The organism is Myxococcus virescens (assembly GCF_900101905.1).
GTDB lineage: Bacteria > Myxococcota > Myxococcia > Myxococcales > Myxococcaceae > Myxococcus > Myxococcus virescens.
In genome coordinates this window covers 1,415,705-1,432,091 of the sequence record NZ_FNAJ01000001.1, presented here as the reverse complement: position 1 = coordinate 1,432,091, position 16,387 = coordinate 1,415,705, and the positions used below count along the sequence as shown (strand labels likewise).

Here is a 16,387-nt window from a genome sequence, read left to right as displayed (position 1 = left end):
CCTCCGTCGTGGGTGTGTGTGTCAGCTTGCGTGCGTGGGCTCGCCGCGCCCCGAATGGCGCGGCGGCTCCCGTTTCTGCGATTCCTTTCGGGCGGAATGGCGCTTCAGCCTGCGCTCCGACAGCACCAGCAGCAGGGCCGGGAAGGCCACCAGCATGATGAGGAGGTTGGTGGCGAAGCCCAGATTGGCAAGTGCGCCAATGGAGTTGAGGCCCGGGTGGTCAGCGAGGAAGAGTGCACCGAAGCCCATCGCGCTGGTCAGCAAGCCGCCGCAGATGGCCTTCCCCGTCTCCGAATACACCGACACGAAGTCATGGCCCGGTGACGACAATCGCGTCAGCAGGTGCACCCCCGCGTCCACCGTCGTTCCGATGAGAATCGGGATGACGAGGATGTTGAGGTAGTTGAACTCCAGCCCCAGCAGCGGCATCAGCCCCAGCAGCGCCACCAGTGACACCACGGTGGGCGCCATGCACAGCAGGGCGATGCGCAGGCCGCCCAGCGTCAGCCACATGGCCAGCAATACCGCCAGCGTGGTGCCGCCGAGGATGCGTGGTGCCTCGTGCGTCACCATGTCGAGGATGTCCGCCATCACCATGGATTCGCCGGCCGCGGAGACGCGCGTGCCTTCCGGTGTCCCCACGCCGCGAACCTCCCGCGCCAGCGCGCGGACCGCCATCCCGTCCGACTGGTTCACGGACGGGTAGACCATGACGAATCCCCCCGACGTGCCCTGCCGGCCCAGGAACTGTTGCTGGACGCTCGGCGGCAGGTCGTCACGGGTGAAGGGGGGGGAGGCCGCCTGCCTGCGCAGCGACGCCACCTGCTCCCGTTGCCGTGCATCCAGCCGGCCCTCCGGGACGCGCTCCAGCAGCCGCGAGATGTCCTGGAGGACGCGCTGCTTGCGCGGCTGGTCCTCGGGCACCAGCGAGGATAGCGAGGTCACGAAGTCGATGGTGGAGTCCTTGCCCCGCTCGCGTTGCCGCGCGTGGAGCCGCTCCACCATCGCCTGTTCCTCCTCGGGCGATTGGGTGAGCACCACCACCGGCGTCTGCGAATAGCCAATGAGCCGGTTGACCTCGCGGTCCAGCGTGAAGGACGGCAGGTCCTGGTCCTCCAGCGAGCCAAAGTCGAAGTCGAAGCGCACGCGCCCCGTCTGGCTCAGCAGTCCCAGCAGCAGCACGGCGGACACGGCGGTGATGACGTGGCGGCGCCGCATCAGCAGCTGGCCCGTGGGGGAGCGCGCGGTGGTGACGGAGGAGCGCCGGGGGGTCCATCCCCAACGCGAGGCCAGCCCCAGCAGCGCGGGCAGCACCAGCACATAGGCGGCGATGAGCACCACCATGCCCACGCCCGCGATGACGCCGAACTCACGGAACGCACGGAAGCGCGAGGTGCCCAGCACGAAGAACGTGACGGCCGCCACCAGCGCGGAGACGAGCGCCGCGCCGCCAGTGTGCGTGAAGGACGCGCGCGTGGAGGACTCGGACGTGTGGCCTTCGCCGCGCAGGTGCAGGTAGCGCCCCAGCAGGTGGATGCCGTGCTCCAGGCCCAGTCCTCCGAGGATGGCGCCCAGGAAGCCCGTCAGGAGATTGACCTCGCCGAAGACGAGCGCCACCAGGCCGTACGTCCACGCCAGGCCCGCGCCCACGGGCGTCAGCACCAGCCCCACCGCCAGCGCGCTGCGGAAGTGGAAGAGGAGGTAGAGCAGCATCAGCGCGGTGGCCACCGCCGAGGCCACGCCGATGTCGCGCGCAATCTGCTTCTGCTGGTCCAGCTTCTTCTGGAAGGTGCCGGTGATGTCTACCTTGAAGCCGGGCCCGTACTTCGACAGGTCCTGCGCGGCGAGCAGCCCGCGCACCTCATCGGTGACCTTGCGCGAGAAGCCCAGGTCCGCGGACGTGGTGTCCGGCTTGGCCAGGAGCACGATGCGACGCTGGCCCTCATCCAGGTAGTAGTCACCCTGGCTGGTGGACAGCCGCTGTCCGGCCCCGCCCGCGTACTTCGCCTCCAGGTCGGAGAAGTCCAGGGACGGCGGCTCCTCCTCCACCAGCGGCACGTAGAGCGGGTTGGCCTGCTGCTGTTCCCACCGGAGCCGCGCCTCCAAGCGGCGGTGCACCTCCCGCAGGTCCTCTTCCGACAGGAAGTACAAGGCCCGGTCGCGGAAGAAGGCGCCGGGGCGCTGCGCCTCGACGAAGCGGATGCCGGGCAGGGCCTCCAGCTTGGGCGCCAGGTCGTCCGCGAAGCGCTTCAGGGACTCGGGGTCCGCGCCTTCCCCCACCACCGCCACCCAGCCGAGCGCACCGAAGCGACGCTCCAACTCCCGCAGGTCCTGCACGCTCTCGAAGGAGGACGGGAGCAGGTCCACGAGGTTGGCGTTGAGGTGCAGCCCTCGCGCGAGGAAGCCACCCAGGGCGGCCAGCACCAGCGCCAGCAGCAACGCCAACACCGGACGCCGGTGGTTGTGCGCGGCCGTCGCGCCCAGTGCGCGCTCCACGCGCCCCATCCAACGCGGCTCGCCCGGGGGTGTCGTGTCGTTCGGATGCGGTCCCATCGTCGGCTCGCGGCCACCACCCGCGGCCCCGGACCTCCCGGTCGCGCGGAGGGCGGAGCGGCTTCCCCTCCCTCGTGTGCTCGCATGCGCGAGCCCGTGTCGCCGGGGAACGTGACCACGGTGGGGGTGTGATGCAGGCGTCCACGTCCGCTTGTCTGCCCACCAGGTAGGGACATCCAACAGCGCGGATGGGAGCCATCCAACCCGTCACATCCTCCAGGGCGGCGGCATGTCGAGTGCCACAAGCAGGCGAGCATTCGCCCAAGGGGTGCGTTACATGAGGCAGGTGATTCGCAGCCTTACTTTCCGCCTCACGGCATAAACGCGTTGACTCTCCCGTTAGCGCGTGCCCAAGGTGTCCGGCGATTCGGCCAGTCAACAGATGCAGGTGTCGCAAGCATGAGTGAGAAGCGTTGGTCGGAGCGGTTCGAGGGCGTCATGGGCCGCCTGGCGGTGCGGAACCACCGGAAGCCCTTCCAGGCGCTGCTCCTGGCTCTGGTGCTCACCGTGCTCGGCGCGTACTTCGCCAGGACGCTGACGCTCAACGCGGACTTCGTGGGACTGCTGCCGAAGAACTTCCCCAGCGTTCAGGACATCGAGAAGCTGCGCAAGCGCTTCGGCGGTCAGGGCAACGTGGTGGTGGTGGGGATGGGCGCGGATCCAGAGGTGCTCAAGCGCTTCGCGGACGACATGGCGCCGAAGCTCGGGGCGCTGTCGGAGATTCGCTACGTCTCCCACCAGCGGCCCCGCTCCTTCTTCGACGAGCATTCGCTCTACTACGTGGACGTCGAGGACCTGGAGACCATCCAGGAGCGCATCGACGCGCGCATCCTCTGGGAGAAGCAGCAGGCCAATCCGCTCTTCGTCTCGCTGGTGGAGGAGGACCCTCCGTCAGTGGACTTCGCTGACATCGAGCAGAAGTACACCGGCCGCGCCAACCAGCGCCTCTCCGGGCAGGGCGACCTCTATTACATCAACCCCACCGAGCGCATGGTGGTGCTGATGGCGAAGCCCCGGGGCAGCGCCGCGGACCTGAACTACTCGAAGAAGGTCGTGGGCCAAGTGGAGGACTTCCTGGCGCAGCAGGACCTGTCGAAGTACGGGCCCGGCTTCAAGACGGCCGTCACCGGCACCTTCAAGAAGAAGATTGATCAGCAGCGCGTCATCGTTGGCGACCTGGCGAGCGCGTCCACGCTGGCCATGGTGTTGCTGCTGGCGTACCTGGCCTTCCACTTCCGCAGCGCGTTGTCGGTGGGCCTCACCATGGCGCCGGTGATGGCGGGCCTGGGCTGGACGTACGGCTTCGTGGGGCTGGCCTACGGGCAGGTCAATCTCCTGACGGGCTTCCTCGCGGCGGTGCTGGGCGGCCTGGGCGTGGAGCACGGCATCCACCTGTTGGGGCGCTACACGACGCTGCGCTCGGAGGGGATGAACTCCGAGGAAGCGGTGGATGAGTCCTTCCGGCACACCGGCTTCTCCGCGCTCATCGCGGCGCTGGTGGCGGCGCTCACCTTCCTCAGCCTGGCCATGTCGGAGTTCAGGGCGTTCCGCGAGTTCGGCATCATCGCCGCGGTGGGCATGCTGGTGAGCATCTTCTCCTACGTGCTGCTGCTGCCCGCGTTGCTGGGGCTGGCCACGCGCTTCGGCTGGTCGCCGCGGGTGCAGCAAGAGGGGACGGCCGGGCCGCTGAGCCTGCTGGCTCGCTGGTTGCCGCGCTCCTACCGGGGCGTGGGCATCGTGGTGGGCGTGGGCGTGCTGGCGCTGGTGTCACAGGCGTACCGCATCTCGTTCAACTACGACTCGCGCACGCTGGAGGACTACAAGCAGGCGTCAGCGGTGCTGGACCAAAAGGTGAACGACATCCTGGGCTACTCGCAGACGCCGGTGGTGGTGCTCACCGATTCGCAGGAGATGGAGCGCGAGGTGGTGCGCCAGTTGGAGGCGCGCAAGGCGGCGCGGGGGAAGGAGTCCACCATCGACTTCGTGGGCGCGCTGGATGACCTGGTCCCCAAGCGGCAGGACGAGAAGCAGGCCATCCTCCAGGCCATCTCCGCGAAGTTGGAGAAGCTGGACCCGGAGCGGCTGCCCGAGGACACGCGCAACACGCTGGTGCGGGCGCTGAACATGGCGAAGGCGAAGCCCTTCACCCAGGAGGCCCTGCCTACCAGCGTGCGGCACCAGTTCGAGAGCCTGGATGGCAGCACGGGCGGCGTGGTGCTGGTGTACGCCGGTGGCGTCAGTCTGTCGGACGGTGAGGGCACGCGGAAGTTCGCCAAGGAAGTGCGTGGCCTGCAGATGCCGGACGGCAGTCAGGTGTCGGCGGCGGGTGAGGCGCTCATCCTGGCGGACATCCTGGACATGGTGTCGCGCGAGGGGCCGCGCATCCTCGCGGCGGCGGTGCTGAGCGTGCTGGTGGCCATGTGGCTGACGCTGGGCAAGCTGCGCACCGCGCTCATCTGCATGTTGCCCACGCTGCTGTCCGTCGTCGGCCTGGTGGGGCTGATGTCGCTGCTGGGGCTGCAGTTCAACTACCTCAACATCATGGTGCTGCCGGTGCTGGTGGGCACCACGGTGGACGCGGGGGTGCACCTGGTGCAGCGGCTGGGCGAGCGCGGCGCGGACTTCGTCTCCGTGTACGCGGAGACAGGCCGGGCCATCATGGGCGGCCTGCTGACGAGCGCCATCGGCTTCGTCGCGCTCATCCTGGCGAAGCATCCGGGCCTCAACTCCATTGGTGACCTGGCCAACCTGGGCTTCGGCATCAACATGGTCATCGTGCTGCTGGGCTTCCCATCGCTGCTGCTGATGGTGGAGCGCTGGCGCCGCAAGCACAGCACGTCCTCGGAAGAGCAGACCGAGCAGCCCGCGCCGGAGGCGTGAGGGCCTTGAGGTGGGCGATGACACGGATGTGGATGCGGAGCAGTGGGCAGCGGTGGCTGATGCTGGCGACCGTCGGAGCGGCGGCCCTGGCCGGCTGCCGTCACGGCTCGGAGCGCGAGGAGAAGAGGGGCGAGACGCGCTGTGCCGAGTCTCGGAACCTCACGTGTGTCACCGGGGTGAACTGCACCATGGACCGCGAGCGCGGCTGTGAGGTGTGCCGGTGCTCCACGGCGAGCGGGCTGGAGCCCACCGATAATCGCAGGCCCGCGGCCATGGAGCCGGAGCGGCGCTGGTAGTCGCCGCGTGCTTCAGCACCCGATGACGGGATAGTCCGCGGGGCGCAGGAGGAGGCGCCACGCGTTCCCCTCGCGGAAGAGCAGCCCGGTGACGGCCTGCCCCTTGAGTCCCACGTGGACCAGATACTGCGTGTCGCCGCCGACGCGCAGCGAGGCGACGAGCTCCGTGCTGGCCTCGCCGTAGTCCGCGAAGCTGACGACGAGTGGCCGCCGGTCGACGTAGAGCAGGGATGCGCCAGGGGAGTCGCCCGGCGCGATGTGCGGCGCGCCCGGGAAGCACTCCAGCCGGGTGAAGGGGCCCTGTCGTTCCTGCGTGCACGAGTCCAGCGGGACGCGTGTGTCGTCGCTCTGGCCATCGAGGTTGGACTCCAGCGTCACATGCCCTTCGGGCGAGGTCTTCCACCGGTAGCCAGGGGCGGGGAAGCCCGCGGGCGTGAAGGGGGAGGCGCCTTCGTCCACGGGACGCTCGAACGCGTCCGAGATCCACTGCCCCGGGACAGGACGCTCCCGCGCCGTCTTGGGCGCGGGCATGCTCACCGTGCCGGTGACGGTGCCCGCCAGGGCCACGATGTACTCACCGATGTCCGGCGTCCCCTTCGCCTGTGTGTAGACGCCCACGGTGTGGCAGACGGGCGGCAGGTCCACGTCCTCTTCGCCCGTGCACACGGACTCCGTCCGCTGGAAGCGCGCCACCGCCATGCCCTGCGTGCCAACGAGCGTCATGACCTGGAGCCGTGTGGCCACGTCCTCCGGCGCCTGCTCGCCCAGGACGACGCGGGCGATGCGGCCGGAGAACGCTTCAATTTGATACGGCGCGGTCCACCGCTCCTCGGCAGCGGCCCCGAACGAGGCCAGCGTGACTCCCAGCACCATGGCGTAGCGCATGACGTCCTCCTGTTGAGGGCTGGGATAGCAACGCGCGTACCAGGGCCTGGAGGCTCGGACTGCGGCCCGCCAGCCACACCCTGGCGTCAGGCAGGCCACCCGCCGTGGCGCCGCTCGAGGGCGTGCCGCAACGAACGCGCGAATCCGCCGATTCGGCGTGAAGCCGCGCCCTCCCGGGGCCGGGGGCCGCCGGTTAGCACTTCTCCATGACGAATCGGGCGGCGTGGACGCGCCGTGAGGCCCTGGCCCTCGCCGGGCTGGGACTGGCCGGTGCCGCGCTGCCCCTGGGCTGCAGACACGCGATGGACGCGACGAGGACGGATGACATGGAGCGCAAGGACGTGAAGGACGTGGTGGTGGTGGGTGGTGGCCCAGGGGGGGTGAGCGCGGCGCTGGCGTTGGGGCGTGGCCGCAAGAAGGTCCTGGTGTGCGACGCGGGGACGCCTCGGAACGCGGCGGCAGAGGAGGTGCACACCTACCTCACGCGGGATGGCATCCCGCCCCGGGAGTTCCGGCGTGTCGCCTGGGAGCAGATGCGCCCCTATGACGTGGAGCTGCGCGAGGCGCGGGTGCTGGACGTCGAGCGCGTGGGGACGGTGTTCCGTGTGGCGCTCGAAGGGGGCGGCGTGGTGGAGGCCCGCCGGGTGCTGCTGGCCACGGGGATGGTGGACGTGATGCGCGAGCTGCCCGGTTACAGCGACTTGTGGGGCAAGGCCATCTTCCAGTGCCCATTCTGCCATGGTTGGGAAATCCAGGACCGGGCCTGGGGCGTGCTGGCCACGAACGAGGTGTCGCTCGACTTCGCCGTGATGTTGACGGGGTGGACCCGCGACCTGGTGGTGTTCGTCATGGACGGTTTCGAGGTGCCCGCCGACAAGCGTGCGCTGCTGGAGAAGGCGGGGGTTCGGCTCGAGACGCGGCGTATTCGCGGCCTCATCGCGGCCGGGGAGAAGCTGGAGGCGGTGGAGCTGGAGGACGGTACCCGGGTGCCCCGGGAGGCTCTCTTCGACCGTCCACCCCAGCGGCAGTCGTCGCTCGTGCAGCGGTTGGGGCTCGAGCTGAACGAGGAGGGCTTCGTGAAGCTGAAGGGCCCGGGCGAGACGTCGGTGCCGGGCATCTACGCGGCGGGGGACCTCGGCACCCGGGCGCAGGCGGCCATCGTGGCCGCGTCCGCGGGGATGCTCGCGGCGGGCATGTTGAACCATGACCTGAACCTGGAACGGGCGGGCGCCGCGCATGGACCTGCTCAGGGTTGAGCCCGGCGGCTTCGCTCGCTACGAAGGGGCGATGCCGTCCGAGCCACGACAGCCGTCCTGGGGGCCCGATTCGTCGTCGCGCCTGGACTTCGAAAAAGGGCGGCTGCCGATATGGGCGGGGCGCCTTCAGGTCCACCCTCGGGGCGGGCGCGCCACCGCCGTGCACGCCTACGCCGTGGTGATGCTGGTGACGCGAGGCGAGTCGAAGATGCGGCACGCGGGGGACCTGGTGGTCCGGGCGGGAGACGTCCACCTGATTCCGCCCGGAGATGCGCACGGGGCCGGCGCTTCGAACGCGGAAGGGTGGGGCGTGGCCTTCCATCCGGATGCCTTGGGTGAGGACGGTGGGGCCGCGAACCGCCTGGGGCCGTTGCTGCGGGTGCGCAAGGGCTGTCACCCCGTGCTGCGGCCCACGCTGCCGCAGCGCCGGAGGCTGGCGCGGTGGATGCGCCTGCTGTCGGAGGAGGTGGCCCGGAACGAGCCGGGGGGCGAGGAAGCCGCGCGCTCGCTGCTGCGGCTGGTCCTCATCGAACTGGAGCGCATGACGGTCCAGACGGGCGCGAGCGAGCCGCCGTCCCTGGGGCTGAGCCGCAAGGCGCTCACGTACATCGAGACGCACTGTCTGGAGCCGCTGTCGCTCGCGCAGGTGGCGAAGGCGCTGGGGCGCTCCTCCGCGCACGTCGCGGGCGTGGTGCGGCAGGAGACGGGCCGCACGGTGGGCGAGTGGATTCTGGAGTGCCGGATGGCGGAGGCACGCCGCCGGCTGCGTGGCACGGACGAGCGCGTGGACATCATCGCGGAGCGCGTGGGCTACGCGGACGTGACGCACTTCATCCGTCAGTTCCGCCGCGTCCATGGGGTGACGCCGGCCGCGTGGCGGCGCAAGGCGACGGCTGGGGCTCCATGAGCCGGCCCCTCCGAAAGTCACGGAGGGGGATGCCGAGATGTGCGGGGGTGAAGTAAGGGTTCTCTCTGGGCCCGGAGCCGAGGGAGAGCCATGAAGAAGGCGCTGGTCATCGTCGTTGGCGCAGCCGTGCTGTTGCTCGTGTTCATGTTCGTCGCCGGTGAGCAGCCGCCGGGGCAGCCGGAAGCCAGCGGTGGTGGACGCCAGTTGGACCTGCAGGGCTTCGACCTGGCCCGCGTCTCCGGGCTGGAGCTCTCGGGCGTCCGCCGCGCCACGCTGCAGCGGGACGGCAGTGGGTGGACGGTCGCGGAACCGGGCTCGCCGGAGAGCCGCTTCCTGGCGGACGAGGCGATGGTGAAGGGTGCGCTGGAGTCCCTGACCCGGGTGGCTGGGGCGAAGTTCGTCACCGGCGAGGCCGGCCGGCTGAACGAGTTCTGGCTGGATGACGCGCGCGGGCTGAAGGTTCGCATCCTCCAGGAGGGCCGCCCTCCGCTGGAGTTGGTGCTCGGGAAGGATGGGGCGTCGAACGGTGGAACCTACGTGCGCAAGGCGGCCAACGCGGACGTCTTCGAGCACCCCTCGTTGTTGGGCTGGTTGTGGCGTCGGCGCGTCATGGACTGGCGTGACGCGCGGCTGGTGCGGGGGGCGCCTGGGGACATCACGCAGCTGGTGTTTCGAGTCGGGGACGAAGCGCCGGTGACGGTGACGTCGAATGGCGCGCCCGGCGGCTGGCGGCTCGCGGAGGGGACGCAGGTGCCGGAGGGCTTCCGGTTCAGTTCGCACGTGGTCGAACAGGTCGTGCGGGACTTGTTGGAGGTCGAGGCGCAGGACGTGCTCGCGGGGGAGGCCGCCACGGAGGCGAAGGCCGCGCTCACCCAGGCGCATGACACGGTGGAGGCGCGGCTCAAGAATGGGAAGACGGTGGTGTTGCGGCTGAGCCGTGCGTCGGAGTCCCAGGACACCGTCTTCGTCCAGTTGGAGGGAGATGCGCGGGTGTACGAGGTGTCCGCGGTGGCGGCATCGCAGGTGCGCAAGCGGCTGGTGGACTTCCGCGACCTGCTCCTGCTGCGGTTCGCGTTGGAGAAGGTGAACCAGGTGCGCATCCAGGCCGGTGACACGACGGTGGTGGTGGCGAAGGAAGCGCAGGGCTGGGTGCTGCGTGAGCCGCAGTCGCCGCCGGAGTCCTTCCGGTTCGACGCGTCACAGGTGGAGGCGCATCTCCTCTGGCTTCAGCGGATCGAGGCCTCGCGCCTCCTCGACGCGGCGGTGCAGGACGCGCAGGCGGGCCTGTCTCCGCCCGTGGCCTCCGTGGAGGTGAGTGAGGAGGGCGGCGCCGTGCAGACGCTGTGGCTTGGGAATGCAGTGCCGGACGCACCGGCGGGCTACCAGGAGGTCTACGCCCGAGGCTCGCGCGACGGATTCACGTATGCCGTGGAGGACAGGGCTCGCGCCTGGTTGTCGCGTGGCCTCGCGCTCTTCAGTGGGCCGTAGCATCTGCACGAGCGTGTGCGGCCTCACAGCGGAGCCAGTGGTCAGAGTTCGCTCAGAATCCGTCCGTTCCCATCGATGGCATAGGTCGCGCCCGCATCCATGATGGGGGCGGCGAGCTCGATTCCGCATCGGGAAAGCCTGGGCAGGAAGCTGACGAAGTAGAGCTGGTCGTCCTGCTTCAATACCGTCACGTCGTAGGTGCTTCGCTGTGACAGGCACCGTGCCAGTTCCTCGGTGCGAGCCTCTGCCTTGGCGTCAGGAGGGAGGAAGTCGTTCATCGCGACTTCGAGTGCCGCCATCGCTGGACCGTCCAGGTGCGTTCCCTGCTCCATCGAGTCAGGGAACGTCACTTTCGCTGCCTCCTCCGGCGATGCCCGCTCGGCTTTGGGGAGCTTGTAGTAGCCAAACAGGGCGCAGCCGTGCAGCAGGCTGGAACAGGCAATGAGTGCGACCAGCGGAAGCATTTTCATGACGAGGTTCTCATCATTCGACGTGCCAGCCCATGCTCTCGAATTTCCTGCCACAGAGTGGAAACTCAAGCTGGCATCGACAGCAGTCGAACTGGAGGATACGTAGATGAAACCAGTCGGCTTCATCATCCTCATGAGCCTCATGAGTGGATGCATGTACCTGCGGTCCAAGACGCCAGTTGCGCCGCCCGAGGTCTCCGCCGGTATCCAGTTCCCGGAGTGGACAAAGGAAGCCTCGACCACCGTGGATGGCACTCAGTTGAAGGCGCTCCAGCTCGCGATGGAGGACTTCCTGCCTCCCGGAACGAAGCCCCCCAAGAACGCGGATGCCATGACGCAGTGTCTCTATCGCATCGAGACGTATGACGCCTGGCTCCAGCGGGGCGAGAAGATGACCTTCGTTCACTTCACGCCCAGGGAGCAGGAGCGCTGTGGCCTGCAGCCGGAAGTCATGGACCCTGGCGCGAGCTATGCCATCAGCGATGACGGCGTCATCTTGAAGCGAGACTGAGCTGGGCGCGGCCTACGCCGCCCGCTCGGACGTCCGCGCCTGCCACGCGGCGACGAAGTCCGCGAGCCCGTTCAACTGCCGGTCATTCAGCGTGGACTGCCACCGCGCCTGCCGCAGCTCGCGGTACGCGGCCGGCGCCTCCCAGCCGCGCGCCACCATCACCGCCAGCCCCACCAGCGGGCCCCGGCCCACGCCGTGCTCGCAGTGGGTATACAGCGTGCCGCCCTGCTCCAGCCGGGGCAGGGCCCATTCCACACCCCGCATCAGCTGCTCCACCGACGGCGGATAGCGGTCCGTCACGGGCAGGTTCAGCAGTTCGATGCCCAGCGCCTTCAACGCCTCCGCGTCGTCACAGCGCTCGCCCCGCACGTCAATCACCGCGGTGATGCCGCGCGCCTTCAGCTCCGCGTACCGCGAGCGAGGCACCGCGCCACCCACGTACAGCCAGTCATTCACCTGAGACACGTTCAGCCCGCGCCCCGGCAGCTTCGTGGTCCACTCCACGCAGCGCGCCACCGAGCGCAGCACCTGCTTGCGCACCCAGCCGCGCACACCCGGCACGTGGTGCACTTCCCGCAGCAAAGCAAAACTCACAGGTCGCCCTCGAGCGTCACTTCCATCAGCCCCGTCACCGGTGCCTTGCCCTCACGCTCCAGCACCGCCCGGTGCAGGTACGTCACCGGCGAGCCCACCACCGAGCGCACCAGCCCGCCCAGCACCGCGCCCAAATCCTCCACTGGCGCGCTGCGCTGCATCAGCGAGGTGGAGCGCAGCACCATGGCAGAGGCGCCATCCGCGAACAGCTCCACCGTCCACGAGCTCCGCTCCTTCACGCCTTCCCGCGCGAGCGTGAAGTGCTCCAGCGAGCGGGCCTTGGCGCCTTCCTCCCACGTGTACACGGGGCCGTATTCACCGTCCTGCCCCTCGCGCGCCAGCAGCACCAGCTTCTCGCCGCCGAGCAGCGCCCGGAAGCGCACCCACCGCTTCGCAAGCTTCGCTGGCGCAATGGTGGAGCGCGTGTGGTCCGCGTACCCGCCACCCGTGTAGACGACGTCCTCGCCCTTGGGCCGCTTCACCGTCGCCTTCAACGCGCTGAAGGCCAGCGTCACCTCGTGGTGGTAGCGGTCCTTGCCCACCTCCACCTCGGTGCCTTCCTGGCCCTGGGGCGTCATGGGCGCGGCGTACTCCAGCAGCACCCGCCCGCCATCCAGCGGGACTTCCACGCGCGTGGCCCCGTCCGCGGAGCGGGCCGAGCACGGCCCCATCTTCAGCGTGGAGCTCTCCTTGTCATAGCGCCAGTCGCGCGCCTTGACCTTCGTCTGCGCCGACCAGGCCTTCTGCCCCGGCGTCAGCACCGTGGTCCGGCACAGGCCGGTGCGCGAGCCGGGACCGATGTTCGTCACCGTCAGCTGCACGAAGATGAAGGTGCCGCCGTCCAGGTCGCCGATGAAGGTGAAGTTCTCCCCGTAGTTGTCACTGGGGGACAGCTTCGGCTCCAGCACCGCGCCCGCCGCCGCCACCGAGGGCAGCACGAGCGCGGCGGCCACAGCCAGGCCCTTCAGCGCCTGGAGGCGCCCTTCAGGCCGCATGGGGGCGCTGCTCCATGAGCGCGTCCTCGGAAGCCGCCGCGTCGTTGTTGAAGACGTAGTCCCGCTGCAGCGGCAGGTTCCACGCGAAGTACACCACGCCGCGCACCAGCCACCACCCCAGCGCATAGGCCAGCTGCGGGTGCAGCGTCAGCAGCGCCACGCCGCCCGCGTTGAGCAGCGCGCTGGTTCCACTCACCACCGAGTAGCGCGCCAGCTGCCGCGCCACCGGGCCATTGCTCTTGAAGGTGAGCACCCGGTTGATGGAGTAGTTCACCACCGCGCCCAGGCCGCAGCCCAGCACCGTGGCCCAGGCGGGCAGCATGCCCGCCCACTCCACCAGCGCCAGCACCAGCGCGAAGTCCACCGCCGTGGCCACCGCGCCCGCCAGGGCGTTGAGCCCGATGATGGCCTTGCCGGAGCGCGCCTCCTGACGCTTGGGCGCCAGCGCCTTCACCAGGTTGCGGAAGCGGGAGAGCGCCGTGACGTTGCTCATGACGGCCACGAAGACGAGCCCCACCACCGCGAGCCAGTGCATGGGGTGCTTCTCCTCGGGCCAGAAGACGGCCTCCAGGATGGGCGACAGCGCCGTGCCCGCGCCCATGAAGAGCACCCGCTCCAGCCGCTGCATGGCGCCGTCGCGCACGTTGACGCCCAGGCCCTCGCCCTTGGCGCGCACGTAGGGCACCAGCGAGGAGCCGAGCAGCGCCATCAGCGCGGGCAGCAGCACCCAGGTGTCCCGGTAGTACCAGGCCAGACCCATGAGCATCGCCGAGTCCACGTACCGGTCCAGCACCGAGTCCAGCGCCGCGCCCGCGGGGTTGGCCTCCTTGCGCGTGCGGGCGATGCGCCCGTCCATCACGTCCAGGATGCCCGCGAACAGGAAGAGCCACCCGCCCAGCGCGAAGCGGCCCGCCGCCACCGCCACGCCGGAAGAGATGCCCAGCAGGCCCGACAGCATGGACAGCGCGTTGGCCGGCAGACCGGAACGCAGAATCACCGCCCACAGGGGCTGGATGACCCAGAAGAAGTAGTGCCGCAGGAAGAAGCCCACCAGCCCGTTGCTGCCGCGCTTGAGCGTCTCCTCGTCGCGGGGAATGCCCTTGAAGGCGCAGCGGATACAGAAGAGGAGCAACCCGCCGATGAAGTACGTGCAGGCGACGATGGCCGGTGCCAGCGCCGTCCAGATGCGGGCGGACGGAGACAGGTTTCCGGTCAACCACGCCATCAGGTTCTCAAGCACGGGTGTCTCCTCTTGTAGTCAACGACACGGCCCACGGGGCGCTGGCCGTCCAACGGGCGTAGACGCTTTCGACCGCCAGGAATGCAACCGCCGCCACGCCCAGGCCCGCGAGCACGTCCAGGATGTAGTGGTGCGTCAGGTATACGGCGGAGAAGGCGACGAGCAACGCGAACAGCCCGGTGGAGATGCGCCACGCCCAGCCGCGCGACCACACGAACAGCATCACCAGGAAGGGGTACGCCGCGTGCAGTGAGGGCATGGCCCCGAACACGTTGGTGCTGCGCGAGTAGAAGCTCGCGAAATAACTGATGCCCAGCAGCTCGTCGAAACGGGCGGTCCCCGCGGGGCTGGGGGGCGCGGCCAGGTCGGCCGGTCCCGGGCCGTACTGGAGCACGTACCAGGGCGGCGCTGCGGGGTAGAGCACGTAGATGACGACGCCAATGGCGTTCGCCGCCAGGAAGCCCCAGCACAGCCTTTCGAAGAGCGAGTCCTTCTTCACGAAGAAGAAGATGGCCAGGATGAAGACCTCGTACAGGTACGCCGCGTAGGCGAAGCCGCACAGCAGGTCCAAGGCCGGGGTGAAGCGCGTGGCCCACCATTCGGGCCAGTGGGTGCCGCCGGGCGCCGGGAACCACTGGCGCTCCAGCTCCCACAGGTCGCCCGTGTGGATGGGGCCCCGCAGGAACAGCCAGAGACCCTGGCTGTCCAGCAGCATCCCGGTCAGCCAAAGCGCGAGCCCACCGCGGAGGAAGCGCTGAAGGCGGGGGCCCGACCAGGCCACCCCCAGAATCAGCGCGTCCGCCGCGACGTGGTCCCACCGCAGCCGGCCGGTGGCGTACACCAGCGTCAAGTGGCTCAACCCCAGGACGGTGGAGAGCCACGTGAGCGCGGTGACCTTATTTGGAGAGCGGGAGGTCATCTCCGTAATAGTCGAGCCCGAGGTGGGTGATGGGGTCCTCGCCCGCGACGACGCGCAGCGTGTTCTTCAGCTTGGTGAGCTGGATGAAGAGGTCGTGCTCCACCGGCAGACCCGGCTGCGCCATGGGGGTCTTGAAGTAGAAGGACATCCACTCCTGGATGCCGCGCCACTCCAGCCGCTTGGCCAGGTCCAGGAACAGCGCGATGTCCAGCACCAGCGGGGCGGCCAGGATGGAGTCGCGGCAGAGGAAGTTGACCTTGATCTGCATCGGATAGCCGAGCCATCCGGTGATGTCGATGTTGTCCCAACCCTCCTTCGCGTCGCCGCGGGGCGGGTAGTAGTGGATGGACACCTTGTGCGCGTACTTCTTGTACAGCTCCGGGTACAGCTCGGGCTGCAGGATGGTGTCCAGCACGCTCGACTTGGTGACTTCCTTGGCCTTGAAGGCCGCGGGGTCGTCCAGCACCTCGCCGTCGCGGTTGCCCAGGATGTTGGTGGAGAACCAGCCATCCAGGCCCAGCATGCGGGCCTTGAGCGCGGGCGCGATGACCGTCTTCATCATCGTCTGGCCGCTCTTGAGGTCGCGGCCGGCGACGGCCACCGACTCCTGCTTGGCCAGCTCCTGGAGCGCCGGCGTGTCCACGCTGGCGTTGGGCGTGGCGTTCGCGAAGGGCACGCCCTCCTTGATGGCCGCGTAGGTGTACAGCGCGGTGGGGTTGATGTCCGGGCTGTTCTCGTCCAGCGCCTTCTCGAAGGCGGCCAGCGTCTTGAAGGACTCGGGCAGGGGACGGAAGGTCTCCACGCTGCTGCACACCACCATCACGGCGCGCGTCGCGTTGAGCTCCTTCTTGAAGTCGCGGATGTCCTGGCGCAGCGCTTCGATGCTCTCGCGGTGCGTCTTGGTGGCCTTGATGTGGTTGGCCTCGATGCGGCGCACGAACTCAGGGTCGTGCACGCCCTGCTTCGGCTTGATGCTCTGGAGGAACGGCTTCACCTCCTCCAGGTGCTTGTCGCTGAGCACGCCCGAGCGCACGGCCACTTCGTACGCGTCCTCACGGATGATGTCCCAGGCGCCGAAGGCAACGTCCTTCAGCTCCGCCAGAGGAACCAGCTCGTTGAGCTTCACGGTGCGCCCGTCGGTCCGCTTCCCCAGGCGGGCGGTGCCCATCTGCGTGAGCGAGCCAATGGGGTGACCCTTGCCCTTGCGCGCCAGCTCGACACCCGCCATCAGCGTGGTGGACACAGCGCCCAGACCCGGAATCAGGACCGCGAGCTTGCCGTCCGGCTTCGCGACCGACCTCTTGTTTTCCATCGTGATGTTCCTTCGTTAGACGTATTCGAGTCGGCCGTATGCGGGTCGGTACGATACCGGTCGTGCATGCGGAAAATCTCG

14 protein-coding genes are annotated in these 16,387 nt (G+C 69.0%); 6 read left to right on the top strand and 8 right to left on the bottom strand.

Going from position 1 to position 16,387, the window contains the following annotated elements; translation table 11 throughout:
* Nucleotides 1–21: 21 nt before the first annotated feature.
* Entirely contained in the window at nucleotides 22–2,496 is a 2,475-nt protein-coding gene (locus tag BLU09_RS05885; RefSeq protein WP_090486628.1) for an efflux RND transporter permease subunit, read from the bottom strand.
* Nucleotides 2,497–2,952: 456 nt separating this feature from the next.
* Here BLU09_RS05885 and BLU09_RS05880 point away from each other — a divergent pair, with 456 nt between their 5' ends.
* Entirely contained in the window at nucleotides 2,953–5,433 is a 2,481-nt protein-coding gene (locus BLU09_RS05880) for an efflux RND transporter permease subunit (protein WP_090486624.1), read from the top strand.
* A 17-nt stretch (nucleotides 5,434–5,450) separates the two neighbouring features.
* Nucleotides 5,451–5,729, top strand: coding sequence for a hypothetical protein (locus tag BLU09_RS05875; RefSeq protein WP_090486621.1), 279 nt, complete (start codon nucleotides 5,451–5,453; stop codon nucleotides 5,727–5,729).
* A 12-nt stretch (nucleotides 5,730–5,741) separates the two neighbouring features.
* On the opposite strand, the gene BLU09_RS05870 is transcribed toward BLU09_RS05875, so the two are convergent.
* A complete protein-coding gene (locus BLU09_RS05870) occupies nucleotides 5,742–6,614 on the bottom strand; it encodes a hypothetical protein (protein WP_090486617.1) in 873 nt (290 codons plus the stop codon).
* Nucleotides 6,615–6,820: 206 nt separating this feature from the next.
* On the opposite strand from BLU09_RS05870, the gene BLU09_RS05865 reads away from it, so the two are divergent.
* From BLU09_RS05865 to BLU09_RS05855, 3 genes are all read left to right on the top strand, one after another.
* The gene (locus tag BLU09_RS05865) at nucleotides 6,821–7,870 is read left to right on the top strand and encodes an NAD(P)/FAD-dependent oxidoreductase (protein ID WP_090486614.1); all 1,050 of its coding nucleotides are present in this window, start codon (nucleotides 6,821–6,823) and stop codon (nucleotides 7,868–7,870) included.
* The gene (locus BLU09_RS05860; RefSeq protein WP_090486613.1) at nucleotides 7,851–8,777 is read left to right on the top strand and encodes a helix-turn-helix domain-containing protein; all 927 of its coding nucleotides are present in this window, start codon (nucleotides 7,851–7,853) and stop codon (nucleotides 8,775–8,777) included. The genes BLU09_RS05865 and BLU09_RS05860 overlap by 20 nt, the downstream gene beginning before the upstream one ends.
* Before the next feature lie 90 nt (nucleotides 8,778–8,867).
* Nucleotides 8,868–10,265: a DUF4340 domain-containing protein gene (locus BLU09_RS05855; protein ID WP_090486611.1), complete on the top strand. Its 1,398-nt coding sequence runs from the start codon at nucleotides 8,868–8,870 to the stop codon at nucleotides 10,263–10,265.
* 41 nt (nucleotides 10,266–10,306) lie between these two features.
* On the opposite strand, the gene BLU09_RS05850 is transcribed toward BLU09_RS05855, so the two are convergent.
* Nucleotides 10,307–10,735, bottom strand: a complete 429-nt coding sequence (locus tag BLU09_RS05850; protein WP_090486608.1) for a hypothetical protein — start codon at nucleotides 10,733–10,735, stop codon at nucleotides 10,307–10,309.
* A 106-nt stretch (nucleotides 10,736–10,841) separates the two neighbouring features.
* Between BLU09_RS05850 and BLU09_RS05845 the strand changes: the two genes are divergently transcribed.
* A complete protein-coding gene (locus BLU09_RS05845; RefSeq protein ID WP_090486605.1) occupies nucleotides 10,842–11,246 on the top strand; it encodes a hypothetical protein in 405 nt (134 codons plus the stop codon).
* Nucleotides 11,247–11,258: 12 nt separating this feature from the next.
* On the opposite strand, the gene BLU09_RS05840 is transcribed toward BLU09_RS05845, so the two are convergent.
* Genes BLU09_RS05840 through BLU09_RS05820 form a run of 5 tightly spaced genes read right to left on the bottom strand, consistent with a single transcriptional unit; the run spans nucleotide 11,259 to nucleotide 16,306 of the window.
* Nucleotides 11,259–11,840 carry a protein-tyrosine phosphatase family protein gene (locus BLU09_RS05840; protein WP_090486602.1) on the bottom strand — a complete coding sequence of 194 codons (582 nt, stop codon included), beginning with the start codon at nucleotides 11,838–11,840 and terminating at the stop codon, nucleotides 11,259–11,261.
* Complete coding sequence (locus tag BLU09_RS05835; protein WP_090486599.1) at nucleotides 11,837–12,835, bottom strand: hypothetical protein; 999 nt, start codon at nucleotides 12,833–12,835, stop codon at nucleotides 11,837–11,839. Before BLU09_RS05835 ends, BLU09_RS05840 begins: the two co-directional genes overlap by 4 nt.
* Nucleotides 12,825–14,075, bottom strand: coding sequence for a GtrA family protein (locus BLU09_RS05830; protein WP_090486596.1), 1,251 nt, complete (start codon nucleotides 14,073–14,075; stop codon nucleotides 12,825–12,827). Before BLU09_RS05830 ends, BLU09_RS05835 begins: the two co-directional genes overlap by 11 nt.
* A complete protein-coding gene (locus BLU09_RS05825; protein ID WP_090486593.1) occupies nucleotides 14,068–14,994 on the bottom strand; it encodes a phosphatase PAP2 family protein in 927 nt (308 codons plus the stop codon). The genes BLU09_RS05830 and BLU09_RS05825 overlap by 8 nt, the downstream gene beginning before the upstream one ends.
* A complete protein-coding gene (locus BLU09_RS05820; RefSeq protein ID WP_090486590.1) occupies nucleotides 14,972–16,306 on the bottom strand; it encodes an inositol-3-phosphate synthase in 1,335 nt (444 codons plus the stop codon). Before BLU09_RS05820 ends, BLU09_RS05825 begins: the two co-directional genes overlap by 23 nt.
* Between the last annotated feature and the right edge of the window lie 81 nt (nucleotides 16,307–16,387).